Below are 25,533 nucleotides of genomic sequence, written 5' to 3' on the forward strand. Positions count from 1 at the left end.
TATTTAAGTATTAAACAATTTTTCTATCTTCCTAAACTTCTCTGAAAGTATTGCCATATCCTCCTGTACCTTGTCATTGGTCGGCTCTATAAAAGAGCGTATGCAATTTAGTTGGGTGTGTCCTAAAATATCAGCAACAGTTTTTAGCGAGATACCATTTGCAACAGTCACCGTACCGATAAAAGTATGACGTGCTAAATGGAAAGTTAAATTCCGATTTATACCACATAACCGGGCTATTTCTTTCAAATTATGGTTAAAAGCTGCCTTACATGATAAGGGTAGTAGTTTTCCATCAGATTGTTTCCCTTTATATTTGTCTAAAATCAGACAAGGGATAGCCAAAAGCGGAATTTCCCGTATTTTATTACTCAATGGTATATATATCTTCATTTGACGCTTTCCGTTCTCCAAAATCTCTATATTATATTCTTGTAACTTATCCACATCATCAAACGTAAGTCCGGTAAAACAGGAAAAAAGAAATATATCCCGAACTCTATCTAAACGGGCAATAGGTAACTTTACTTTCACGATTAATTTTTTTTCTTCCGGTGTGAGAAATTCTCTTTTTATATATTGTTTCATACGACAATAATTTTTAGGGTTAATAAATAGGGTAGAAAAGGGACTTATCACATATTGTGATAAGTTCCCTATATACCTATTTCATAGATACTTCTTTGTAGATTTTTTCAATGCCGACAAACTTCTTGTCAAGTCCCTGCATATCGTTACTTATCTTATTATTGGTAATGCGGGCGTATATCTGTGTAGTTTCTATATTGGTGTGTCCCAACATCTTACTAACAGTTTCGATGGGTACACCTTTGGCAAGTGTAGTTGTGGTAGCGAAGGTGTGCCTTGCAAGGTGGAATGTCAAGTTCTTTTTAACACCACATACATCAGCTATTTCTTTCAAATACGCATTAAGTTTCTGATTACTGATAATAGGAAGTATCTTTCCATCAGGCAATTTACCTTTGTACTTTTCCAGTATCATTTTAGGTATATCCAGCAAAGGAACATTCACATCTGTATTTGTTTTTTGACGCTTGGTTATTATCCACAAATTACCATCAAAGGACTTGCGAATATTGTCTTGCTTCAAGTTCGCAACATCTGTATAAGCCAAACCACTGAAACAGGAAAAGATAAAAACATCACGTACCTGTTCCAAACGTTCGGAAACCATCTTCTTTTTGAGGATTATTTTTATTTCATCTTCTGACAAATAACCTCTATCCACTTTCTCCAAACGGATTTTATAACTGGCGAATGGGTCGCCTATCAGGATGCCGTTATTACGGGCTATCAAGATAATGCGTTTGAAAAACTGCATAAACTTGGCTGTTGTGTTAAAGCCACATTTACAGGTAGTACGCAAATATAGCTCGAAATCGGTAATGAACATCGGGGTTATTTCATTTATGGCGAAATCCGATACATTATATTTGCTTTGGATGAACTCGGCAAGATGGCGGCGGGTCACTTCATATTTGCGGTAGGTAGCAATCGTTTTAGATATGCCGACCAACTGCTTAACATCATCATTGTGCTTTTTAAAAAGAGTAAGGATGGTTTCGTGTTTCTCACTGTGTCCCAAAAATTCATTCTTCACCTTTTCGGCTGTTACATAATTGTCACGCCGTTGTTGTTCGTGGTAGATATTGTTCAGGGATGCTTTTATATCATCTAATAAAGCATTGATTTTGCCTGCATCCTTACCTTTGGCTTTTCCTGCTGCGATATTCCAGCTATCAGGCAAAATGCTTTGTTTTGTACTGAACTGGCAAAGTTTACCGTCAATGGTAATTCTTGCCATAATCATAACCTCACCGTTCTTTTTTTCAGAGCCTTTCTTTAAATAGAAAAGGACTTTAAATGTACTCTTCATAACCTCACATTTTTAAGTTGCAAAACTACTAATAACTCGTTAAATGTGAGATAGATAGACGGTGGACAAATTCAGACTTTCTGCGGTCATTTCGGGACAAATCGTTACCGTTTTTGTCCGGTAGGGAATAGGTAACGATTTAGTAACGAAACTATGTCTTTTCAAGTCCTTTTGTTGTCTTGGAAACAAGACTTATAGGCAATAAAAAAACCTACAAATCGCTGATTTGTAGGTTTTTGTCCACTTACTGTCCTGTTTTGTCCAGTAGGTTCTGCGGAGAGACAGGGATTCGAACCCAGGGAGCGGTTACCCGCTCACCGCATTTCGAGTGCGGATAATACAATTTGATTATCAATTTGTTACAACAGATACTGTAAATACATAGTAAAAACGACATTTATAGTCGTCTTTTTTGATGCAGGTCTATCATCCAGTTAGCCCATTCGTCCGTCCCATACCTCGGAATTTCGAACCATTCCTTTTCGCCCAAATGAGGCAAGAGTTGCATGATCCGCTCCAGCTCATTCCGGAACCTGAAAACATCCTCTTCCGTTAGCCTTACCGAATAATGCCTCTTGCATTCCTTTAATCCGGGGAAAGCTTGAAGCAGACTCATGATCTCGGTAAAAACGGGAGACTTGCCTTTGTCTATCCTTAACGTGATTCCGGACATTCCTTTTCCCTCTTCTCTAGTTGGTATGACAGTAGAGCATTTTCCTGCTCCAAGGCATTACACCGGCTAGTAGCATCTTTGAGCTGTTTCCGGAGTGAGGCTATTATTTTGTCTTTATCTTCCATGTAATTATATTTTAAACTAAAAACTATGTTCGATAAACAGATTCAACAAATTAAAATTCGCAAAGCCGTATCTAATGCAATGCGACAAGTGAAAGAAGGCAAACAACCTCCTTTCGTAGGACTGTATCTCACAAAGAAACAGCTTGAAGAACTCAAACCATACGCAGATGAATATTATTTCAACTGCGTTTTGAAAGCCAGAGTTCCCAAAGCATCAAGTTCTGTTTTATAATCAGTATATAGACGTTCTTGACCTATTATTATATCGACATTTCCATCTGAAATAGAATAATGAACGTCTATAACTTCCGCTATATGTGAAACGCCTTCAATATCAAAAACAAGCTTTTCCCCTATCCTTGGAAGCTGTTCCATACAAAGAGTATTCTTAGAAGGATTATACACTCGGTAAATTTTATCTTCTTTATCAAAACGAAGTACACTAACTATTTTCATAAATCTACAATTTATAATTCAAATACTACTACCTTGTGAAAGCATAAGCCAACATTAACCAAGAAATTAATATTGAAAGCTCATTTTCCATACCTATCCTATTTAAATCGTCCTAAAATTCTACCGACTTATTCATCATCACATACTACATGCGATATTATATCACAAGAAGCATAATATTCAGCATTCGGATCAAAATCAGAACTATCTTTAATTATTAAATCTTCGTCTATTATCTCGGCATTTAACATGTGGACATCTTTTGCATAAGCAATTAAGTCTTTACATTTAAATTTTTTTGTTTCTATAACAATGTTACCTTTTACAAATATCTTCCTCACAACAACCTTACTCCTTAAAAACAAGACTTCCGATTGCAACTTTTCTATGTCTAATTTTACACCTTCAAATTCTTTCTCTACATTCTCTTTTATACGTCCTTTAATATCAAGAATATTATATCCGAACATAACAGCCAATATCGCCAAAAGGAATGAAAGAATTCCCATAATAAAACCGAGATAATCAAACCCTCCAATTCTAGGATGCTCTTGGCATAGTGCAGTAAAAGCAACAATTATCAATATGATAAGGAATGGATATATTATCCAACGTTCTTTTTTGTTCATTGTATCCAATCTAATATTTCTTATTTACAATATCACATCCGCAACCACATGCAGCTTCACAATCCATTGAAAACAGAACTAGCTTTTTATATTTTAGAATGACAAACATTTAATACTTATCACCATGATCAAAAAAATTATTTCCGTTTACATCCGATACAAATTAGTAAAGATGTTTTTGAAAGATACTTTACATACCGACTTCGACGACGATGCCATATTTATACAGAGCGTTGTAATCTTTATCTTGACTGGCAAATATCGATATGGAAATTTACAAGAATCTGATACTTAGCGACTATTAGCAACCCTGCGTATTTCAAATTCTTTGTTATCTATCGAAGGTAATATAACAGGTACTGAGAATTTAATAACAGTCTGATTATTATTACCTTCTTCTATTTTCTTGGACATTCCTATGTCTATGCCAACATGAGCCAGCACTGCGGATATAGAGCCTTTTCCGGAAACATCCGATTTTTCATTTTGCTCCTCTCCCAGTACTACTTGGAATTCAACCATTTGAACATAATGCACTTTACCTTCAATATTAGCCTTAGGTGTAATCATTTGAACATTTCTTGGGCTTATAATCGCCCCTTTAACACCACATACATCTTGCGCCTCTTTCACCCCTTGCACAATGTCAAGTAGCGTATCCCGAACAAAATCCTTTAGTTCCATAATTAAAAATTTTCAATCATTATTTCCTTGTAAAAGCATAAGTCAACATTAACCAAGAAACTTATCCTTTATTGCCGGGGTTATCATGATCCATCTTTTTCTTTGCGATTAACGATATATTATCATAATCATTCCACAAACACGAAACTACATAAGTATAATTATCATATTCAAATGTCCATACTATTACAGGAACTGCACTAAATTTGAAATAAATAGACTCTTTTGTATATCTTTCTGACTCTAAAAAACCTTTTCCTTTTATCGTTGTGTTAATTAATTTGCGACTTAATAATTGTTTTTCATCAATAGTATTATTATACACTTCAAACGAAATTACAAAAATATCAGAACTGGATCGATTGTAGATCAGAGCCTCAATTTCAGAATTAGAATACACTCTTGTACCAGAATAAATTGTATTTTCATATCCAGAAGACAGATTTATAATTTGATTTAATTCCATTGATTTAGTCTTTGTTATTTGTTTATCTACTTGCTCTATTTTCCCATCTAACTCCTCCATCCGTTTCTTTACAATAACTACATCATCTTTTATCCCCATCCAATTAAAAATTTGCCATCCAATAAGAATCGTTACCAAAAGAGATAATATCGCAACTATCCAACCATAAAAACCATTTGGATCAAATTCCGTAGTACCAATTCTAGCTGTAGAAATAGCTATAGCCGCTATAGATAGCGGTATAGAAACTATACCACATATTGTACAAACCCAGAAGACAAATTTGTATCGATACATCTCCTCGCAATTATTTGTTCAATATTTGTACAATACGTTCTTTCAAATTCAACTTAATTACATCCTCGGTATTAAGCTCCACTTCAACTAATACTTTTGCCTTTTTAGGAACAAAATCAAAATTTGCCTTATCACAATCTGTCTGATCTTGTTTTAGTGAATACAATTTGGCAAAGTCATAATCCAATGCCTCTGAAACATTATACAAAGTGTTTGTATCAATACTCGATCGACCTAAAAGATAATCCACACTCTGAGGCTTAACATCCAATCTTCTAGCAAGTTCTGCTTTTGTGATGTTTTGAGTTTTCATCACATCTGTAATGATCTCACCTATATGTATATCTAAATTCTTCATATATACTAAGTTACATATTCTAATTTTGCAAACAGGGATCTTGTTATCAAAATTTATATGATATACACCTAATATTTTATCATAATTTCTTTGTTATATCAAAATATATCTGTTTATTTGCACCTGTAATAATTAATAGTAGTTGCAAAAATATAAAGTACAACACATATATAATAATGTAAGGAGGCAAAAATGGAAAAATTAAACCTACAAGGTCATGAGACTGGTGCTCGTTCGTTCAGAGAGATCTACTTCTCCATGGACAACACGCCGCCCAAGAAGGCTTTCATCCAAAAGATAGCTACCATTACCAAACGATCTGAATCGGCCGTCAGATGTTGGGTAGCGGGAGTCTACCAACCGGATGCGTTAGCCCAAGAAGTGATAGAAAGAGAACTTGGCATTCCTGCCAGTGAGTTATTCCCAAAGGAGGATAAGGTATGCGCGCAATAGAATTCTATACCACCCCCTCCGGCGAAGTAACTATCAAAGAGCAGGGACAGCCGGAACGCCAACTGAAAGAGTCCGATACGGATTTCATTCAAAGTTTCCTTGAGATTTTGGAAGAGTTCTATCCGGAGGCTTATGCGGCACTCCGCAAGTATTACGCCCGCTACGACGGGAATAAATGCTACCGGGATTTCTTGGCTGTACGTAGGTTTATCAAATGCAACTTCGGGCTGTACGATAACATGATAGACGTGGATGAGAACTGGAATTTCAAATTCGAGTTTGTCGGCTGCCCTCTACGAGGAGAATGTGACGGGTTTAAGAAAATCTGTGAACCGAAGTTCAACAGTACATTATCAGACAGCCAGCTTCGGGTGATGGAGCTTTGCTACTATGGCAAGAAAGACGAAGAGATCGCAGAAACGCTTTTCATCTCGTCCCACACCGTAAAGAACCACCGGAAGAACGTTTTCCGGAAACTCTCAATACACTCCATGGCGGAGTTCATGCGATACGCGAACGAAAAGAATCTATTTAAGGGCGAATAATCATGCCAACCGAAAACACCTATCAAAGCATACCTTCTTTACGAAAGATCGAGATCGAATACCTTGCTTGGCAAATCACAAGGATGCAAGCGGGTATCCGGGAATTTATCGGGCAAAAGGAAGCGCACCTCCGTTTCGGGAGGCAGAACGTGGAAAGATGGGTCTCGGAAGGTAGGCTACAACGTTACAAGCGACCGGGCAAAATCGAGTACAGGCTGGAAAACCTGTATAAGTGCGCCCTGGATCCATACGACTATTAAATGAATCATTAACATAGCAAGGCACCTTGGCAAGGCGTTGCAAAAGGAAGTTTACGATACCCATCCAACTCGCTATTTCACGGACGGTAAACCGCATTGCTAATAAATCATTGACGTATGAAAACAGATTACTGGAAACTCGCCCAAGCGGTGAGGTGGGGATTTTACATCCTTTTCGGAACGCTCGCCATACTTGGAATCGTGGCTATTTGCCTAGGACATTTCCTGCATATCATCACGACGTCCGGATGTGCGGCAATGGCTTACATGATAGCTAAACATTGGTAACTAACATTTAAAAACATAACATCATGTCGAATCTAATTCAGATCAAAGTAGCTGAGTTGAATCAGCTAAACCCGCTCATGATAGCGGAAGATAACAGGGTAGAACAAAAGTTCATCCAAATGTATAACGCGATCTGGGGTACCGCCCAAGGAGCGCAAATCTACGAGAAAGAGAAATTCAACTTCCGGAAGATATTACAAGACAAGCCGGAACTGCAAAGATGCACACCGTTATCCCTCTATGGATGCTTTTTGGATATAGCGGTCAACGGCCTGTCACTTGACCCAACAGGACGGCCGCACTGTTATATTCTTCCCCGTAGCACGAAGACCGGTTATAAGGATAACAACGGTAGCGATATCTACGAACTACGTGCTTATCTCTCCATCACCGGATATGGCGAGTTAGTCATGCGGCAACGTGCCGGACAAGTCCGTTACGTGGATAATCCCGTGGTTTGCTATGAGGGCGATACCTTCTCCCCCGGGTTGATCGACGGCGTAAAGACCGTGACCTACCAAGCGGCATGCCCCCGAAAGTCCAACAAGGTGATAGGTGGTTTCTTACGTATCGTACGCTCCGACGGTACCGTGGACTGGCACTGGATGATGGAAGGCGATATCAAGCGATTGGAAGCGTACAGCTTTAAGAACAACCAGAAATGGAACCCGCAAACCCGGCAGAAAGAAGGGAAGGCCAATGCCCTTTATACCTCTAGCGAAGGAGGTATTGATCCGGGATTCTTGGAAAGCAAGCTTATCAAGCACGCTTTCGACGGATATCCCAAGGTACGCACGGGACAGTTCTCCTCATTCGAGACACAGGAGGAACCGCAAGAGATCGACTACGGACTGGAAGAAACAACCGTTATCCAGCCCAATCAAGCCGGACAGCAACCGCAAGCCCTCCAGCCCCAATCGGAAAATCCTTTACAAGGATTCGGAGAGCAACCGCAAGCGGAACCGGTTCCCGTATCTGGTATAACAGCCCAAATATCACAAGAAGATGAAGAAGCCGGATTTTAAGAGTTCAATATCAACATTCAAAATTTTATCGACATGGATACACAGAATAACAATTTACCTTTCAAGGCTAACGAGGTCATTAGCATCTTACAGACAGCCCCGGATATTCTCGCCCGCAATGAGGCGTCGGTCTCAGCTTGCACGAACGCAGGGAAAACCCTCTTGGACACGATTGAGGGAAATGGAGGTATCGGCACGGACGAGATCGACACTGCGGTACAAGAATACCTTGCGAAGTCAAAGAAGACCGTAGAGAACATGAACAACCGCCGGAAGCCGTTAACCCAAATGCTAACGGCCATATCCAAACGTTTCACGACACTAGAGGGTTCCATAGACGCCAAATCCAAGGGAACCATCCCTTATCTGCTACAGATGGAGCGTAACAAATACGCCGCCAAGAAGCTGGAAGAGCAAAAACGCCGTGAGGAAGAGGCCCGGCAAAAACAGTTGGCGGAGAACGAGAAAGCCCAATACCGGGCCGACATAACGGTCTTGCTTGATACCACGTACGCCGCCTACGTCGAGAAGCATATCAACGCCTTGAACGGGATTTTCAATCGTGCCTCCCTAGCCACGTATGGGGACGTATGCCGGCAGATCACGCAAACAAGCACCGGTTTCTCATGGACGGATTTCGTGAAAAACGTCGTGGATAACAAACAGACATTCTATATGGACGGTGAGACCCGCAAAGCGATCAAGAACGAGATAGCCATCCTAAAGAAAAAAGAATATTCCGATCGATACGCTTTCGAGATCGAGGGACTGAAACAATCCTTGGTCGACCGCCTCCCATCCCTCCGGAAACAACTGGAGGAGCAAGAGGAAATTCGCAAGACCAACGCAATCGAGGCGGCACGGCTGGAGGAGGAGCGCAAACGGAAAGAGGCGGAAGAACGTCAAAAGGCCGAACTGGAACGCAAGCGCAAGGAAGAGGAAGCGAGAGCCAAGGCGGAGGCAGAGAAAGCCACCGCGGAAGTACAGGCGGCCTTCGATTTCAGTGCCGCCAGTATGTCTCCTACCCCTACCAAGGCGAAGATAAAGAAAAAGATCCAAGTCACCAATCCACAAGGATTCATGCAGGTATACCAGATGTGGTTCATGCGTGAGGGTATCAATATGAGCATGGAGGATCTTGAGAAGATCCATAAGAAGATGATCTCCTATTGCGAGAAAACAGCCAATAAGGACGGTGAGCGAATCCAATCCGCATTCGTGAAATATGTCGATGATATAACGGCCAAGTGATATGAGAAAGCTATATCTGTCCTCATGGATAAACTTCGGGAAATACAGGCGTACACCGAGTAACCTAAAAAAGATCCTCGATACGGAAGAGGGCCGCAAATGGTTCCGGTGGCTGATGGATAACACTTACGATTTTGAATTTGACTTCGCAGTCATTGAATACTTAAAACTCAAGGAAGAAGATGCAAGATACGTATTACCTACGGTCTGAGGTCAGCAACTCAGACCTGACAGAACTAAAGAACCTCCTCTATCCCCGTACGCAATACGGGGATAAGGAGAAGGCGTTCAAGTTCGGGAGTCTGGTGGATGCGATGCTGACAGAACCCGAACGGGTAAGATATGACAAACATACGGTAGATGACGTATTGTATTCCGGGGAAGATTGGGAACTGGCACAAGCCATGATCAAGTCACTCCGTATGGAAGCCCGACACGATCCCTTATTGGCGCAAGTGCTTGCTAAAGCGGAGACGCAACGGTTCATGGTAAACAAGGGGCAACGTTTCCAATACGGCAACTTTGAATATACGCTCGACACTCGTTGCAAATGGGACTGGTGGCTTCCCACATTCGGATTCGGCGGAGACTTGAAAACTACCTTCGCCAGTTCCCAGAAACAGTTTGACGAGGCGATTGATTTTTTTGATTGGGATCGTTCCCGTGCCTGGTATATGGATATCGCCGGAAGCCGTCAAGATTTCATCTATGGTATCTCCAAGAAGAACCAAAAAGTGTTCAAGGCTTTCATCAGACGGAACGATCCGAGCTACCGGAAAGGGAAAGAGAAATACGAGGAACTAGCCTTCCGGTGGTGGATGCTAATAAGCTAATAGTATGAAGAGTCTAGTTTTAATCCTAATCGACTGGCTAAAGTGCAGGCTGGCAAAGAAATGCCCTATATGCGGAGCTTCCGTACTCGTAAAGAAATTACAGACGCATACGGGAAATACATTCAACGTATATCATTGCGGCAACTGTGGCAACGATTATATCTTAAAATAAAAATCATGAATCTCAATATCACACCGACAGACAAGATATCCAAGGAACTAGCCGCCATAGATGCCTTCCTGAATATCACAATGAGCGAAGACGTACAAGAAGCTGTCCTACGTGGAAACGACCTTGCCGTCTATATCGCCCGAACCGGGAAGCTGTTAGCGGACGCAAAATATCACCTGAACGTGAAAAAGAAATCGGAAGTATTCGACACATTACGGGAAACCGCTTCACGGGCCGGAGCGACCTCAAAGGCCGTAAACGCTATCATCGACAGCCTGTGCAAGGATGAGCAATACCTAGTCGACTGGTGTGATAGATTGAACCGGACTGCGACCCACCAATTGGAATGGTGTCGCACGATAATTAGCAAGGCGAAAACTGAAATGGCCTTAGCGCCTCAGAGTTATAACAATCCTAAATTTTAAAAGAGCATGGAAGAATTAGTAAAAGAGCAACCCGTGTACGAGATCCAGAAAGTGAAGATCAAGAACAACCAGCTCACGGCGGAGTATACGGAAAAGTTCGTGGAAGCGAACTACAAGAACAACATCCTAAAGGAATCGGAGCAGTTTATCCACCCCGATCTACTGTACGCGTTGAACCGGCTTAAGCCACACGTAGTGAAAATCTGTGAGATGCACGAGGCTACATTGGTCAATGTCGCCAATCCCTCCGACGATGACTTGAACGAGAAGCTAAAGAATATCATCGTCACCGGATACAGCAAAGGCGGTAATGATGAATCAGCCGGCGTATCAATCCAAGCGCAAAAGCTCCTGAAAAGCGGGCAGATCCTTAACCTCTCCGTCCCGTTCACCAAATATGAGGACGAGTCCGGTGACGGGTACCTTTACGGAGCCGAGTTGAAAGAGGCTATCGGTAGATGTAGTTACGAGGTGGACGCTTACCTGTTCGAAGGTAAATATGGCATCAAGCAAGAATCCTTCGATTTCGATACCCCGGAGGAATCGGATATCACGGGCGAGAAGGAAGAGAAGCCTAAGAAACGGGGACGGAAGAAAAAAGAGCAGATCAAGGAGATCGCCGAGGAGGTGAAAGCCTTCGACGAGTTCGCCTAACCAATAATAAAAACAACCGTTATGCAAATCACTTTACAAAACACGGAAAAGGGACAATGCTACGCGGTAAGGTTTGACAGGTACCGCCAGCAGGTCGTTGACAAGCTAAAGACAGCCATCAGCGTCCGCTGGTGGGACAAGTCTACCGGAGCGTGGATGATCCCGGCCAACAATAAGTGCAAGGCGGAGCTAGACCAGCTCACCTATTACGTGAGGCACTTCGAACCCGTCAACTGGGGAGGGAACGAGTCTAAGACCGACGAGGACATAGCCTATCAAATACCGGACATGCCCGAGTTGGACGAGGATCATGGCCTAAAGATACAACCTTACCCCTATCAACTGCAAGGAATCGCACGAGGCTTACAACTAAAACGGTTTATCAATGGGGACGACATGGGACTTGGCAAACAACAACCGGTCAGTAGTTACGTGGCTACTCCAAACAGTTTTAGGAGGATTGGAGAATTACAAATTGGGGACGAGATATTCGGCAGGGACGGAAATGTATATACCGTAAGTGGCGTGTACCCGCAAAAAGAACGCCGCGTGTTCAAAGTGACGTTCTCTGATGGCGTATCCTGTGAATGCGGCCCAGAGCATCTATGGTGTGTCCGGGATGCCAACCGTAGAAGAAAGGGGAAAGGATGGATCACCAAGACAACACAGGAGATCATGGATTCCGGCGTGACCTACAACCTAAAAGGTTTTGGCCATAACCATACAAGACGGAAATGGGAAATCCCAATGTGTGAACCTGTGAAGTACAAGGAGAGATTATACATCATTCATCCTTACATCATGGGGGTACTTTTGGGAGACGGCCACCTTTGCAATGGCAATGGGCGCCTGTCTTTCTCTACACCGGACATGGATACGGCTATTGCCGACAGGGTAAGAAAACTCTTACCTAGCGATATGCTGTTGGTACGGGACGATTACGCCACATGCCCGCGATACAACATCACAAAGAATCCGACAGTCCACGAAAATCGATTTTACCAAGAGATCAAACGACTCAAAGCTGACAAACCAAGTGTAGAGAAATTCATACCATACGAATACATGCACGGATCGGTAGAGCAACGCATCAACCTCTTACGCGGTTTGATGGATACGGATGGATCAGGAAAGAGAAACAGGATCACCTACAGCACCCTTTCCTATGGCATGGCGCGTGACATTGCCCTTTTGGTACGTTCCCTTGGAGGACAGGCGATCATACGCAGATACGATAGGCAAAACGAGGGTAAAGGCGTGGAATTTCAAGTAAACGTGAGGATCAAGGTTTGCCCATTCTATCTTGAACGGAAAGCCGCCGAATGGGACATCAAAAAAACAAACTATTGTTCACGGTATATCTCGTCTATCGAATATATTAGAGAGGAAGATTCCGTATGTATAAGCGTAACCGCTCCGGATCATTTGTATCTGACAAATAATTATATTGTAACGCACAATACACTTGAGAGTATCGCCACAATCAACAAGGCCGGCGCTTTCCCCTGTCTCGTTATCTGCCCCAATACGGTCAAGATCAACTGGCAACGTGAATGGCACAAGTTCACGGACAAGAAAGCCATGGTATTGACCGATTCGGTACGAACCTCATGGCCATTCTTCTGGCAAACGGGCATGAACCATGTGTTCATCGTGAACTACGAGAGCCTACGGAAGTATTTCGTACGCCGAATCAACAAATCGGAGAAATGGACGCTGAAAGACGTAGAGTTCCATAATACGATCAAGTTGTTCAAGAGCGTGATCATTGACGAATCCCATAAGGTAAAATCAACGGCTACCCAACAAAGCAAGTTTTGCAAAGGTATCACCGCCGGGAAAGAGTGGATCATCCTGTTGACCGGTACCCCTGTCGTAAACAAGCCCAACGACCTTATATGCCAACTCGCTATCATGGACCGGATGAACGATCTCGGAGGCTGGAAATATTTCACGAGCCGCTATTGCTCTGGGCCGCACGGGGCCTCGAACTTGAAAGAGCTCAATTTCATGCTCTGGAAGCATTGTTTCTTCCGGAGGGAAAAATCCAAGGTGCTGACTCAATTACCCGACAAGGTACGGCAGATCGTGACCTGCGAGATCACCAACCGCAAGGAATACCAAGACGCCGAGCGTGACTTGGTGGATTATCTGAGACGATACAAGGAGGCCGACGATGAGAAGGTACAAAAATCGCTGAAAGGCGAGGTCATGGTACGAATAGGCATATTGAAGGACATAACGGCCCGGGGTAAGTTGAGAGAGGTGATCGATTTCGTGAAGGATTTTCGGGAGAACGGAAAGAAGATCATCCTCTTCTGTAACCTGCATGAGATCGTAGACCGGCTCCTACAGGCGTTTCCCTCGGCGGTGTGTGTCACCGGACGGCAAGATATGCAACAAAAGCAAGCGGCCATAGACGCTTTCCAACGGAATCCCAAGACGGACGTCATCATCTGCTCCATCAAGGCCGCAGCGGCGGGTATCACGTTGACAGCGTCAAGCAATGTCGCTTTTATCGAGCTACCGTGGACATACGCAGATTGCGACCAAGCCGAGAGCCGGGCACATCGTATCGGCCAAAAGGACTCCGTGAATTGCTATTACCTGCTTGGCCGCAAGACCATCGACCAGAAGCTCTACAGGATCATCGAGGAGAAAAAACATATAAGCAACGCCGTGCTTGGCGCGGAGGACAATATACAAACAAACATCGTCGATATGATGGCCCGGATATTCGACGAGACCGAGGAGGAGGAATAACCATGGCAGAGGAACACATAGGAATCAACCGCTTGAAAGAACGGGAGGACGCTAATAAATATCCACGAAGGAAATGCGTAAGATGTATCCGTTATCCATGCTTCTCCGGACAAGGAATAGGTACGCACGCCATTAATCTCGCCGCTTATGGATGTAAGGATTATAAAAGTCAAACAAGATTAAAGAATATGTCGCACAATGTAAACAAAGGAGGTTCAGATGCTTAAAATATCATTGTTAATAATCGGAATGATCTCGCTAATATTCATTCTCACGTCTGGAATATCGATCCAGTTCAAGCCATTCCATATATCCCTAGCTTATCCATACTTTGGAACAGGGATGGTATTGATAGCCATTGGTTTCGCCTTGTGCTTCGGCTCGGCTTACTATCATGGAATATCAAATCATGAGTTTAAAGATGGTTTCAGTAAAGGATTCAACGCTGGTATTGAATACATTATCGATTGGGCTAAGAATAAAAAAGAAGGCTAAAGATAACATTTTTATAGCGAGAGATAAAGACTAACAAAGAGAATAAATAAAAAGGCAGCGCCTCACAGCGCCACCCCATTACAACCTGCGACAAATATATCAAATAAAGACAACTATGGCAAGTGAGGCATTGAATAAATATATTGAGAAACGTTACGACAGGTGGCTGGATTACGCTAAGTATCACTGCTCACTTGCCGGAATGAGTAGTGAAGCTATTGACGTATTGAACGAGGTAATGTGTATGCTACTTCAAAAGCCTCTGGAACACCTCTCCCGGCTTATGGAAGCCAAGCAAGGTAAATATACCGAACTTGACTGGTATATCCTGCAAATGATAAAGCTGAACGTTACCTCGGACACGTCTCCCTACCGGCATAAATACAAGCCTATCCCGGTAGATGAGAATGTGGATTGGCGAAGACTGAACATTATTGATGAGCCCGATGATAGTATTGACCGTACCGAGTATATCCGGGAACGTATGCAGGATATCCGGGATATGGTCGACCTGTTAGAGTTGTCCGAAAAAGCCAAACGGATCTTCGCTTGGAAATTCTTCGCCGGAGAGTCTTTCGCCGACTGGCCGGGGCCGGAAAGCCGGAAAGAGTTGTACGAAACCTACAAAAGTGTTTTCAATGCGGTGATGGATAAGAAGGAAGGGAGGTTGCTATTATAAACATATCGTGGATTGATTATCGAACTATATCAGTCCACGATATTACGCATACAATTTAAATACACTATCAAAAATGTTGTACAAAACTTTTGAAGCACCAAAATCGTTATGTATTTTTGTCCACAAACAATATGAATATCAACCATGGCACAATTATTATCTCAAATAAGAAAACAAACACTAACAATACTCCTTTCATTGTTTTTAGCACCTTTTGTCCTTATTCTAATCGGAGACATTATTGGTTCAAACATTCCTCTTTATACTTTTGGGCTTAGCTTAAAAGACTTTTTCACTATGTGGACTGCTATTTTTGGAGTATTTGGCATCGTTTATAATATATATCAAAATCAGAGACGGATCTCACAACAAGAAAAACAATTGGATGGACAGTCTAAACAAATTGAATATCAAAATATGCAACTAGAGCTACAAGCCAAGTCTGAGCGTAATTCTAGATTTGCTAAAGGTGTAGAATTATTGGGAAGCAACCAAGAATCTGCCAGAACTGGTGGAGTATACAACCTTATTTTTCTAGCAAAAGAATACCCCAATGAATTTAAAGAGACTGTTTTTAACATTCTATGTTCTCATATAAGATCAATTACAAGTATCAATGATTATAAAAAGGAATTTAATTTGAATCCATCAAATGAAATCCAAACATTGATGTTATTATTATTCAATAGTGACGATAATTTTTTTTCTGATTTAGAAGGTGACTTATCTAATGCATATCTAGCTGGTATAAAACTAACTGGAGCAAACTTATTCAGAGCAAATTTGTCGTATACCAATCTAATTAAAGCAGATCTATCCGAAGTAAATATGTCAGAAGCAGATTTGTCTAGGGCAAATCTTTCTAACGCATTATTAATAAATACAGATATGTCTAGAGCGAACTTACACTACACAGACATATCTAGAGCAGTACTAAGTCAGGCAAAATTGATAGAAGCTGACTTATATAAGGTCATACTGTTTAAGGCGGAAATGTTTGAAGCAAATCTATTAAAAGCGACGTTGGAAAATGCGAATATATCTGAGGCAAATTTAATCGAGACTATCTTCTGTCAAGCAGACCTAACCAATGCAAACCTAACAAAAGCAGACTTGTTTAAGGCTAACTTATCCAAAGCAAAATTAATCAAAGCCAACATGTACCAATCAGATCTATCACAATCAGACCTTACATTCGCAAACCTTAGTTATGCTAACTTGCAATATTCAAAGCTTGATTATTCAAATCTTAAAAAAACGGTCTTACTCAATACAAATTTACGGAATGTTGATCTAAAAAACGTAGATCTATCCGTTACAAATAGAGAACAAGCTATTCTGTAAATCCCCCTTCCAACAGATCTTTAACCCTAAAGTTCATCTACGTTTCTTTATCAACCAAACAATCACATAACCAATACTAACTATCAAGAATCCATATAAGATCCCTATCGCCCACCCTCCTACCTCAATCTTTATTTTCTCCCAACGAGATAGCTCTTTTTCCACAAAGACCGGAACCTCCACCTTACGATCCACGTAGATTTCTTTCGAAGGCAGATATAACGTATCTCTAGGAACTCTCATATTGGCGATCACGTTACCGAGACTATCCAGCTTGAACATGAGTTCCACGTTCTTCGTGTTAGCCATGTCCAGCCAACGAAGGACTACCTTACCGTTCTCATCGCATTCCATCAACGCACGGATAGAGGCGCTATCGGCTGGCATTGGGTAAGGTACCAACTTATCTATGTAGATCGAGTCTATACGATTCTCGATAGCGACAGGTTGAATCTTGGTTCGACACCCAAACAGGGAGAGGATACCTACCATTATTAATACAATGCATCTAGGTTTCATTATTATAAAAATTTGATTGTACCCGTATTTGGATGCCGCCCGGATACGAAAAAGGCGACTAAACCATGATGATGGGATAGCCGCCAAACTCTCCAATAAAATGTAAAGTTATATGCTATTTAGGAGGGTTCTTTTTTCTTAGACTCCTTAAATCCTTATCCAATTCTTTTATACTATTCAAATATTCTTGCTCCTTTTGAGCCTCTTTATATAAAGCATACTCGTTCTTTGCCTTTTTCTTAGCCAGTTCTTTTGATATTTTACCTAAATCAGTCAAGATGCTCTTACGGTTCATCGTTAAGATAATATTAAGGTTGTCTTCCCAATCTTTCATCCTCATCGGTATATGGTTGATAGCTTGGGCCTCTGCGAAAGATAGGTATTGCTCGACTATTAATTTCAAGTTGTCAAGCTCATCTTTCGTTAAGTAGTTCTTACCGATATTAATATCTGAAGACTTAACAATACCTTCTTTCTCCGTAGAGGTAAGTCCCATCATCGGTAACTTTGCGTTCGCCCTATAATAAATCAATTCCGCTGCTGTTTTTCCACTTACCGCCCAAAGAAGCTTGTTTTGTACGGACGCAAAGAAATCAAGTGTTGTCTGGTCATTTTTATCGTAATCTATACTTAACATATAGATATCCTTGATTTGCTGGTAAAACACTCTTTCGGATATACGTATCGACCGAATTCGATCTAACAGTTCCTTGAAATAAGTCAACGACTGGCCTTTTATGAATCTATTATCATCAAGAACATAACCTTTTACCAAGTATTCACGAAGTGTTTTTGTAGCCCAAATACGAAACTGGGTCGCACGTTTACTGTTAACTCTGTAACCGACGGCTATGACCATATCAAGATTGTAGAACGTCACTTCCTTCGTTTGAGTTTTCCCGTCAATAGCTCCATGCTCAGTGGTTATTGCATTTTTTGCAACAACCACTTTTTCTTCAAGCTCACCATCTTCAAAGATATTTTTAATATGCCTGCTTATTGTCGATACACTAACATCAAACAATTCGGACATTCCTTTTTGAGTCATCCAAATAGTTTCGTTAATGGCATCTATTTGCACTTTCACATCACCACTATCTGTATTAAAGATGACTATTTCACCTAAGTTTTTATTTTCTTCCATAACATATAACTTTCACATCACAAATGTAAAAATTATTTGTTATTGGCTATCCCATCCTGTCAAAGAACCCATTGTTAAAACCCTAATTCATCGGATATCATAACAAGCTCCACCCCGTTATCACATCCGACATATCAGCCTCTCTCCCATTCTCCACCTTGCTCATCCCGGCCACAATCCGGATCATTTGCTCACGATCGTTGATGTTGATCGGATCATCGGCAGGGATACCGGCATAATCAGATACGGCCTTAATGTAAGCGTTCGTATTATTCTCGTTTTCCGGCGCCCATCTTCCTATTATCTTGCGGATCGTATCCAGCTTATAGTTCCGGTAATAGTTAGACAGGATCTTGAAGATCGCCCTATACCCGTATGCCATCGATTTAAATTGCTTGAACTCTTTGTCTGAGCTTGTCTTCTCGCCTTGGAAGACATCGCTATTCCTTCTGATGTTCCCGGGGTTGTTGTTACGTAATCCCCGAGGTAAATTGTTATTTCTCATTCCTTATCCTCCCTCATTAATAACCGTTCTGCGGCTCACGATCGCCGCATTTCTTTTTCTCGCACCTCTTTAAAGCCAGTTCTAGCTTCACGTCCGAATAACTCTCCTTCAAGGTGAAAAGCTCGTCCTGCACCTGCCGGAGCCGTCCGGTCTGCTCAACGAACCGTTCCTCCTTCTCAGACAACTGCTTTTGCAAGAACTCGTTATACTCACGCAGGGCCTTGAACTCCTCCACGTCAGCTTGAGCATCCGCTATACGTGCGTTCGTCTTACGGTTCGCCCACGCACGGATGCCCCATTTTATCCCCTCAACCCCGCCCATCGCGCCGATTATCGCCAATATCGTATTCAAATCAACTCCCATAACTCGTTTTCTTTTAATATATACGGGGGCTTTTATTTGCCCGCCCCCGATAAGGCCTATAATATTTTCTATCTATTCTCCAACTCTTCCACCCTCTTCTCAAGTGCCTTGACCTTGGCGTAAAGCTCCTTGATCCCGTTGATCCCGAAGGCGGTCAGCATCTGGATATAATCGACTCCGTAATAGGAATCCCCGTTATCCGGTGTTATGAGTTGTACCGCCTCCGGAAGAACCTCTCGGACGGCTTGCGCCGACACGCCGATGCGAAGGAGCTTGTCCTCGTCCTCCTTCATCGTGTAGTAGAACGCGGAGATACCCTCCAGCTTATCCAGCACGTCCGGGATATCGAAGAAGACGCTCTTCAGGCGGATATCGGACGAGGTCAAGCCTTGGTAATTGGTGATATACACATGGGCCGTGCTCGCGGCGTCCTTGTTGATATACAGGTTGGCTATATTCCCGGGACTGTTCCAGCCATAGATACCGTTGCCGTTATCGATCCGTACCCCCAAGAACGGGTATCTCCCGCCCGGGGCGTTAAACACGACCCCCGTGCCCTCCCTGTACAACACTTTCTCTACCCCCATGTCGTAAAAATAGGGACCGAATCCCTCGAAGAACACACCGCCCCACGAGCTACGGTTTCCGAACTTCCCGGCGAACTGCGTGGTCTTCCCGATGGTCAGCATTCTCGGGAACGTTATCTGGGTACGATCCGCAACGGAAGTATCCACGTTCAGGTTCCCGTTCGTGATGGTGAAGTTTCCGATCCTTGCCAAGTTTGCAAAGATCTCCTCCACGTCAATCTCCGAGGCTGCTATCTTCCGTGCCATCAGCAAATCGGTCGCCACGCTGGAGAAGTTCGCCCCGAAGGTGTCCCAATAGGCGGTATTGGTCGGATGTTTCCCCTTGAAGGTAGGCTCGTTATCATCCACCTTAGCCACATAATACGAGCGGGTGCCATCGCTATTCTTGATCGATACGATATCGGTAATCTTGGAGCTGGCGTTATAGGTAGCGCTTGAGTCGTAATCGCCACGGTAGGTGCAGCGGGGGCCACGATCGCCACGGGGACCGGGATCGCCGTCTTTCCCGTCCTCGCCATCCGTGCCGTCTATCCCGTCCTTTCCCGGTTTGCCTTCCTCTCCCTTGATCTTGGATACGCTCCATGCGCTCCATACCCCGTTTCTCTTGGCGCTGGTGGCCATCCAGATCGTGTCCGTACTTTGGGTGTCGCTCCACTGGGTATTGGTATTAGGATGACCGTTTGGGGCCGACGGGTTCGCTACGGATGAGAACTCCACGTCGAAATCGGCCGTGTCCGTCATTTGCCTCGGGGTCGTCCACGCCGCTTGCTGTGGATCCTTCCCGTCTGACGAGAAGATCCGGGTGGAGGCCCACAAGATAGCCTCACCGGACGGGATTCCGTCGCTCCATCCCTCCGTGGTCGGTAACGGGGAGGCGTACGAGCCGCCAACGGGGACGGCGGGCGTGGCGTTCGTGCGGATGAACACCGTGCTCTTGAAACTGTTCGAGCCTTTCGCCACGAGTTTTTTCCAGTGCCTCGTGTCATCGGGGGTTATTCCGGGCGTGGTTTGGGATATACACTTATACACGTTACCATCGTAAGATACCTTGTCGCCGGGGTAATAGACGGACTTATCGGAGTAAGCGCCCCGATCCACCTCCGGATAATCGATCTCGCCGGAGGGCGATTGGTAGATACTGCCTTTCAACACGAGACCGTCTCGCTGGTCGTATGAGAGGAAAGCGTTGTCATCGCCGATCCGGAACGCCTTGGAGAGCATGTCCCAATATTGCGTGCCGTCCATGTTAATGATCTTGTTCAGCCGCATCCATCCCGGGCCTATCTCGCTGAAGCCGTAAAGAGTGGAGAAACTGCGCTGGCCATCCACCTCTGTACTCAAGGCTCCGCAAAGGAGGTTGTAATACGAGCCGTCATCCAAGTCCCTCGGCTCCTTGCTCAACAAGAACGTGCCCGCCGATCCCGACTTGGCGCAGCGGGCGTACAGGTACATGGCCTCCGTGTCATCCCCCAGATAGGGAGACGTATAGGCCGCCATGTTCCAGTACTTATACTCGGTCACCTTGTGGGAGGGGGCGAGAGAGTCTATACCCAACGTCATGTGCTGCAAGATCCCGGAGGGGGTGGCAAGCGTACGTCTCTGCCCGTCATACGTGAAGGCGTGATCCACCTCGGTGACCGTCTGCCCGTCCGCAGTGGGAATACGGTTGACGAAACGGAACTGCAACGACTCATGCCCCACCAATACCGACATGGTGCGAAGCCATGACATCGCCTGCCCCTTGCCGTAATCCTTGAAGGCCCGTTCAAGCATCCCCTGCATCTCCACCGCGTCACGCCAACGGCGAAGGGTGAACGATACGGCCTGCTTGTGCCGTGTCTCGTTCGCCACCTCCTCGCTCTCCAGCTTTCCCAGCTCATCGGACAGGAAACCGCCTACTGGTGTGTTGGATAGCTCAAGCTCCGGACTGTGGGGCCTATTGATGTAATCCCTCACCCCGGTGATCCGGATCAGGATACCGTCCGGCTGGAACTGGGGATCGCTGAAATCGACATAACCGCCGGGTACCAGCTTGGCGCCGATCGCCAACCAATTCCTCTTGGCCCATATGCCGTCCAGTTCTCCGCTGAACGCGAATTGCCGCTCCTCACGCTCGTACAGGTAGCGTACCGCCTCCCGGAACATGTCCCAGCTCGCCCCGGTCTTGGTGGCGTTGTCGCATACGTAGGCGGCGGGAAGGGATATGTTGAAAACGGCGTACTTGTCGCCGACCTCCGGATACAGGGAGGCGTTCGGCAGCGTCATGCCATCCTGCTCGGACGAGACGATCTCGAATTTACGACCGTCATGCACGTACTTCACGTCGAACTCACGGCCCGCAAGACGGCCTGTCTGGAAGATCACGGTCATGGTCTGGCCGGCGATCAGGCAATCCTCGAAATTGAGGTTGGCGGGAACCGATGAGTCATAGAAGTTGTAGAACGTGACATCGTTCCCGTCCGTGTCCTCGCCCGGCTCCGTGTCGGTCTCGCTCACCGTGCCGACCCGGGATGGATATATATCGCTGGCGTCGTAGCTGTCCTCATTATAAGAGGCAAGGGGCCTGTCCGCGCGAGTGACATACATCCCATCCGGATCGGTCTTGTACCGTCGGCCTTGGTACTCCAGCTCCTGTGACTTGGGTAACAACAATGTCTGGCTTCCATAGGCCGAGTAATCGATATTCCGCTCGCCGCCTTGCACGTAAAGGATCTCAACGGGGAGGTTGTCGCCTTGGTTCGCACGACCTACACCGGGAAGGAAACCGTTTCCCTTGCCATAGCTGAGAGCGACCGGTGCGTCCTTGAAGTACTCCACCTTGCGCAAGTGAACTGTCTTTCCGGCGATCTCCAGCTCGGTATCGAACTCCTGCGTGAGCCGTCCAAGGACAGCCCAGCATTTCTCGTGGTTGAACGACAGCAGTTTCTCCGGGGCCTCGATCACCGTACCGACCGTCCAGCCGGAATCATAAAGATTCAAGTTGTCCACCAGCAGCTCCATGAACATCCTCGGCGTGGCCGTCATGACGAACTTGAGCTTGTACGGCTTGTCGGACAACAGCTTGTACTTATATTTTTTCAGGATCTCCTCGTTACCGCCGAAGGTGACGGTATAGTCGAGGACCCTCGTGCCCTCCTTCTTGAAATCCGAAGGGTACCACAGCGTGTACCTTTCCCCCTGGTACTCGATATACGCCCCGGTGGGCAGCTCCACGTGATCCACTAGGGAGTAACGCAGCTCCACCTTCTTCGCTTGCGCTATCGCCCGGTAACGATAGCTGTCATCGTCCACCGGGATGTCAAGCAATACCTCGCCCGTCTTGTCGTAGATACGCATCTCGAACGGTATTTAAAGGGTGTTCGAGACGCTTTCGGGCATACCCAGCAAGGCACGTACCCTCGTCTTACAATCGCTTCTGTAACGCTCCAGCTCCGCGAACTCCGCCTCGAACTCGGCCATCCTTGCCGTATCCGAACCTAATTTATTGAGGGTGATCGCCTCCACCCTGTCAGCGGAATATCTCGCACGTACGAGCCCGGACACGAACCGCTCGTACGTGGCATCCGCAGCCTCTATCAGCGTGCCGCCATCCTCGCACGTGCCGGTATAGGCGTAAGCCACGCGGGGCTCCGGTTCCGGTTCGCCCCCGTGGCCCTCCGGAACGTGGTTCTCCAAGACCTCCTCGTTCAGGTATAGCAGGTAATGGTTGTCATCGTATTTTACGAATGTCTTTCTCTCCGTGTAAATCGCTCTTGTCTCCATATATTTAAATGTTTTTTAGCCGACCCGGGAGGATCGGCCAAGAGCGATCCCTACGGGTCAAGTGAACCTGAAAAATTTCTTACCGAACTTGTTGGTGAGCACCTTTATCACGGTATCCACCGGCAAGTCCTCGTGAGAGAAGTCCGTGAGCGCCTGATCAATCAAGACGGCGGAACCGGTGAAAGCGTAACGCTCCTCGCCTTTCCATCGGAAACGTATGGCGAGGCACTTCTTTGGCGTGCCGTCCTCGTTTTTCTCGATCTTGCTATCCTCGATTTTATAATCAATCAACTCTATGAGTTTATCATCCTCCAGCCCTCGTTTATCCTCCGGTATCCGGGTATCATAAAGTATATCCTCGAATCTCATTTTCCGGTCGGCCGGGAGATCCTCCCACGGACTTTTTTTATTCCTTATCACCTGTCCCAGTCTTTTCCTTGGTGTTTCCATTCCTAATTTATTTAATAGATTACTCGTATCAGCGTGTTGGATGAAGCCTATACGGGAAGAGGCCCTCTTCCTTATCTCCTCGTCCGGCAAACCCTTCTTTCTCAATCTAGCTATCTGGCGGCAGAGAGCCACCTTGTTACGTTTCCGGACACGGACGTGATCCGGGAAATGCACGTATCCCCCCGTATCGACACCGTCCGTCACGTGCCCGATCTTCCATCTCGGGTTAAGACCGATCCTAAGCTCGTTAGCGTAATAAAGACCGATCCACTCGATGACAAGGTGCAAAAATACGGTGTCCTCATGCAGTATCAAGACATCATCGGCGAGACGGTAACAGAAGTCCAGACGGTTCAGATATCCCTTGAACCTGTCCGAGAGATATTGAATCCCTTTGGATAACTCCTCATAATCATGTTCTGTTTTGGCCGTTGCGATACTTTCCTCGATATACCTTTTCGTGTAGTACTCAACCAAAGCCGGGCATTCCCCGACATGGAAGCACCGCTTCAAATCGTGATCGAAAAGATAAAGATAGACAAGCGAGAAGAACTGCGCCAGCTTCGTGCCGGGAAACATACCGGTATCCCCCTCGACGCTGTCAATGATCTCATCAAGCCTTCGCAATAAATGATTATCCTTGATACGTGTCCTGAGCTGGCTTTTCAGTACCGGGTGATTGACGGTCGGATAGAAGTGGTGGATATCGCACAGGAGATAGTCGGTGGTACGTTCCGGATATTTTCTTAAGACCTTCCGGATCATCCTCATGTAGGCGTGGGGACCGCGTCCTCTCACCCCTCCGTAGGTATACGCGGAGAAGGATCTCGTAAAATAATCCTCCACCTCATTGAGCATCGCCCAGTGCTGGACATGATCCGGAAAAGGGAGCATCCCGATAAGACGTTTTTTCGGCTCATGGACGGTCATGAAACGATACGGGGAGGTTACGAACGTCCCGTTTTCAAAAGAGTATAGGAGATCGGAAAGGTTCTTTTCCAAGTCCGCCTCGAACTTTGTTATGGCCTTTTTGCCATGCTTGTTCTTGCTGGCATGATCAAAAGCCTTGTAATAGTTTTCTTTCCGGGCTATATCCCCGGAAAAGTCACCTTTTCTCCTCATGGTGTCCCAAGTGTCTTTTAGTGTCCAGTGTCTGCAATCGCCATCAGGTCATGAGCCGTCGGTTTATCAACCTACCGGGACTATACCCTTAGCCTTGATTTTTTGTCCAGTGACAGGGTCTCTCCTCCACTTCTTCTTACTGAATAAATCAGCGGCGTATCCTAGGGGCGACGACCAGTTCACGTTAGCGTTCGAGACCGCATTGTTACCATTGAGGTACGCTAAGCCAGCATTAGCACCGTTGTTCGCATGACCACGACGGAACGGACAGCGAAGGCCGGAACAGGACGTCAGAGAAGACAACCCGC

At 44.9% G+C, this 25,533-nt stretch carries 32 protein-coding genes; 16 read left to right on the forward strand and 16 right to left on the reverse strand.

The features are described 5' to 3' along the window. Positions 1–3: 3 nt before the first annotated feature. The 8 genes from DWY79_RS07395 to DWY79_RS07430 form a co-directional block, all read right to left on the reverse strand. On the reverse strand, positions 4–588 hold the full coding sequence (locus tag DWY79_RS07395) for a site-specific integrase (protein WP_122369114.1): 585 nt from the start codon (positions 586–588) through the stop codon (positions 4–6). A 76-nt stretch (positions 589–664) separates the two neighbouring features. Beyond that, positions 665–1,897 carry a site-specific integrase gene (locus DWY79_RS07400; RefSeq protein ID WP_118196620.1) on the reverse strand — a complete coding sequence of 411 codons (1,233 nt, stop codon included), beginning with the start codon at positions 1,895–1,897 and terminating at the stop codon, positions 665–667. Between the two features lie 397 nt (positions 1,898–2,294). Beyond that, positions 2,295–2,570: a hypothetical protein gene (locus tag DWY79_RS07405; protein ID WP_122369115.1), complete on the reverse strand. Its 276-nt coding sequence runs from the start codon at positions 2,568–2,570 to the stop codon at positions 2,295–2,297. 299 nt (positions 2,571–2,869) lie between these two features. Beyond that, a complete protein-coding gene (locus DWY79_RS07410) occupies positions 2,870–3,151 on the reverse strand; it encodes a hypothetical protein (protein WP_122369116.1) in 282 nt (93 codons plus the stop codon). 128 nt (positions 3,152–3,279) lie between these two features. After that, positions 3,280–3,780: a hypothetical protein gene (locus tag DWY79_RS07415; protein ID WP_122369117.1), complete on the reverse strand. Its 501-nt coding sequence runs from the start codon at positions 3,778–3,780 to the stop codon at positions 3,280–3,282. A gap of 291 nt (positions 3,781–4,071) precedes the next feature. Continuing rightward, entirely contained in the window at positions 4,072–4,464 is a 393-nt protein-coding gene (locus DWY79_RS07420; RefSeq protein ID WP_122369118.1) for a hypothetical protein, read from the reverse strand. Positions 4,465–4,525: 61 nt separating this feature from the next. Further along, positions 4,526–5,227: a hypothetical protein gene (locus tag DWY79_RS07425; protein ID WP_122369119.1), complete on the reverse strand. Its 702-nt coding sequence runs from the start codon at positions 5,225–5,227 to the stop codon at positions 4,526–4,528. A gap of 10 nt (positions 5,228–5,237) precedes the next feature. Further along, positions 5,238–5,585, reverse strand: coding sequence for a helix-turn-helix transcriptional regulator (locus DWY79_RS07430; RefSeq protein ID WP_122369120.1), 348 nt, complete (start codon positions 5,583–5,585; stop codon positions 5,238–5,240). A gap of 192 nt (positions 5,586–5,777) precedes the next feature. Here DWY79_RS07430 and DWY79_RS07435 point away from each other — a divergent pair, with 192 nt between their 5' ends. From DWY79_RS07435 to DWY79_RS07505, 16 genes are all read left to right on the forward strand, one after another. After that, positions 5,778–6,038 carry a hypothetical protein gene (locus DWY79_RS07435; protein WP_008780397.1) on the forward strand — a complete coding sequence of 87 codons (261 nt, stop codon included), beginning with the start codon at positions 5,778–5,780 and terminating at the stop codon, positions 6,036–6,038. Further along, positions 6,026–6,583, forward strand: coding sequence for a helix-turn-helix transcriptional regulator (locus DWY79_RS07440; protein WP_057316516.1), 558 nt, complete (start codon positions 6,026–6,028; stop codon positions 6,581–6,583). Before DWY79_RS07435 ends, DWY79_RS07440 begins: the two co-directional genes overlap by 13 nt. Before the next feature lie 2 nt (positions 6,584–6,585). Further along, positions 6,586–6,843 (forward strand): hypothetical protein, encoded by a 258-nt coding sequence (locus tag DWY79_RS07445; RefSeq protein WP_057316518.1) that lies wholly within the window; start codon positions 6,586–6,588, stop codon positions 6,841–6,843. 117 nt (positions 6,844–6,960) lie between these two features. Next, positions 6,961–7,131, forward strand: a complete 171-nt coding sequence (locus tag DWY79_RS22555) for a hypothetical protein (RefSeq protein WP_008780394.1) — start codon at positions 6,961–6,963, stop codon at positions 7,129–7,131. 23 nt (positions 7,132–7,154) lie between these two features. After that, positions 7,155–8,156: a recombinase RecT gene (locus tag DWY79_RS07450; protein WP_057328716.1), complete on the forward strand. Its 1,002-nt coding sequence runs from the start codon at positions 7,155–7,157 to the stop codon at positions 8,154–8,156. A 33-nt stretch (positions 8,157–8,189) separates the two neighbouring features. Next, complete coding sequence (locus DWY79_RS07455; RefSeq protein ID WP_057316520.1) at positions 8,190–9,407, forward strand: hypothetical protein; 1,218 nt, start codon at positions 8,190–8,192, stop codon at positions 9,405–9,407. A 1-nt stretch (position 9,408) separates the two neighbouring features. After that, positions 9,409–9,618, forward strand: a complete 210-nt coding sequence (locus DWY79_RS07460) for a hypothetical protein (RefSeq protein WP_057328718.1) — start codon at positions 9,409–9,411, stop codon at positions 9,616–9,618. Continuing rightward, complete coding sequence (locus DWY79_RS07465; RefSeq protein WP_122369121.1) at positions 9,590–10,240, forward strand: PD-(D/E)XK nuclease-like domain-containing protein; 651 nt, start codon at positions 9,590–9,592, stop codon at positions 10,238–10,240. The genes DWY79_RS07460 and DWY79_RS07465 overlap by 29 nt, the downstream gene beginning before the upstream one ends. A gap of 4 nt (positions 10,241–10,244) precedes the next feature. Beyond that, positions 10,245–10,412: a hypothetical protein gene (locus tag DWY79_RS22560; protein ID WP_154395621.1), complete on the forward strand. Its 168-nt coding sequence runs from the start codon at positions 10,245–10,247 to the stop codon at positions 10,410–10,412. A 5-nt stretch (positions 10,413–10,417) separates the two neighbouring features. Beyond that, entirely contained in the window at positions 10,418–10,837 is a 420-nt protein-coding gene (locus DWY79_RS07470; protein ID WP_122369180.1) for a hypothetical protein, read from the forward strand. A gap of 6 nt (positions 10,838–10,843) precedes the next feature. Next, positions 10,844–11,491, forward strand: a complete 648-nt coding sequence (locus DWY79_RS07475) for a hypothetical protein (protein ID WP_008780389.1) — start codon at positions 10,844–10,846, stop codon at positions 11,489–11,491. 1,065 nt (positions 11,492–12,556) lie between these two features. Continuing rightward, positions 12,557–14,254, forward strand: coding sequence for an SNF2-related protein (locus DWY79_RS22720; protein WP_334311982.1), 1,698 nt, complete (start codon positions 12,557–12,559; stop codon positions 14,252–14,254). Positions 14,255–14,256: 2 nt separating this feature from the next. After that, the gene (locus tag DWY79_RS07490) at positions 14,257–14,481 is read left to right on the forward strand and encodes a hypothetical protein (RefSeq protein WP_057316523.1); all 225 of its coding nucleotides are present in this window, start codon (positions 14,257–14,259) and stop codon (positions 14,479–14,481) included. Between the two features lie 22 nt (positions 14,482–14,503). Further along, on the forward strand, positions 14,504–14,749 hold the full coding sequence (locus tag DWY79_RS07495) for a hypothetical protein (RefSeq protein WP_229040517.1): 246 nt from the start codon (positions 14,504–14,506) through the stop codon (positions 14,747–14,749). Between the two features lie 115 nt (positions 14,750–14,864). Then, a complete protein-coding gene (locus DWY79_RS22725; RefSeq protein ID WP_172718864.1) occupies positions 14,865–15,428 on the forward strand; it encodes a hypothetical protein in 564 nt (187 codons plus the stop codon). A gap of 144 nt (positions 15,429–15,572) precedes the next feature. Continuing rightward, entirely contained in the window at positions 15,573–16,772 is a 1,200-nt protein-coding gene (locus DWY79_RS07505; RefSeq protein WP_122369122.1) for a pentapeptide repeat-containing protein, read from the forward strand. 33 nt (positions 16,773–16,805) lie between these two features. Here DWY79_RS07505 and DWY79_RS07510 read toward each other — a convergent pair whose 3' ends face one another. The 8 genes from DWY79_RS07510 to DWY79_RS22485 all read right to left on the reverse strand — a co-directional run bounded on the left by DWY79_RS07510 (position 16,806) and on the right by DWY79_RS22485 (position 25,528). Beyond that, positions 16,806–17,291, reverse strand: coding sequence for a hypothetical protein (locus DWY79_RS07510; RefSeq protein WP_122369123.1), 486 nt, complete (start codon positions 17,289–17,291; stop codon positions 16,806–16,808). Positions 17,292–17,406: 115 nt separating this feature from the next. Continuing rightward, positions 17,407–18,435: a RhuM family protein gene (rhuM, locus tag DWY79_RS07515; RefSeq protein ID WP_022192591.1), complete on the reverse strand. Its 1,029-nt coding sequence runs from the start codon at positions 18,433–18,435 to the stop codon at positions 17,407–17,409. A gap of 97 nt (positions 18,436–18,532) precedes the next feature. Beyond that, positions 18,533–18,940, reverse strand: a complete 408-nt coding sequence (locus DWY79_RS07520) for a structural protein P5 (RefSeq protein ID WP_122369124.1) — start codon at positions 18,938–18,940, stop codon at positions 18,533–18,535. Positions 18,941–18,956: 16 nt separating this feature from the next. Continuing rightward, a complete protein-coding gene (locus DWY79_RS07525) occupies positions 18,957–19,304 on the reverse strand; it encodes a hypothetical protein (RefSeq protein WP_122369125.1) in 348 nt (115 codons plus the stop codon). Between the two features lie 68 nt (positions 19,305–19,372). After that, complete coding sequence (locus tag DWY79_RS07530) at positions 19,373–23,227, reverse strand: tail fiber domain-containing protein (RefSeq protein ID WP_122369126.1); 3,855 nt, start codon at positions 23,225–23,227, stop codon at positions 19,373–19,375. Positions 23,228–23,239: 12 nt separating this feature from the next. Next, on the reverse strand, positions 23,240–23,653 hold the full coding sequence (locus DWY79_RS07535) for a hypothetical protein (protein ID WP_121963019.1): 414 nt from the start codon (positions 23,651–23,653) through the stop codon (positions 23,240–23,242). Between the two features lie 57 nt (positions 23,654–23,710). Then, entirely contained in the window at positions 23,711–25,225 is a 1,515-nt protein-coding gene (locus DWY79_RS07540) for a hypothetical protein (protein ID WP_122369127.1), read from the reverse strand. A 66-nt stretch (positions 25,226–25,291) separates the two neighbouring features. After that, positions 25,292–25,528, reverse strand: coding sequence for a hypothetical protein (locus DWY79_RS22485; protein ID WP_128617008.1), 237 nt, complete (start codon positions 25,526–25,528; stop codon positions 25,292–25,294). Positions 25,529–25,533: the final 5 nt, after the last annotated feature.

This window comes from Parabacteroides sp. AF27-14 (genome assembly GCF_003635425.1).
In the GTDB taxonomy this organism is placed as follows: domain Bacteria; phylum Bacteroidota; class Bacteroidia; order Bacteroidales; family Tannerellaceae; genus Parabacteroides; species Parabacteroides distasonis.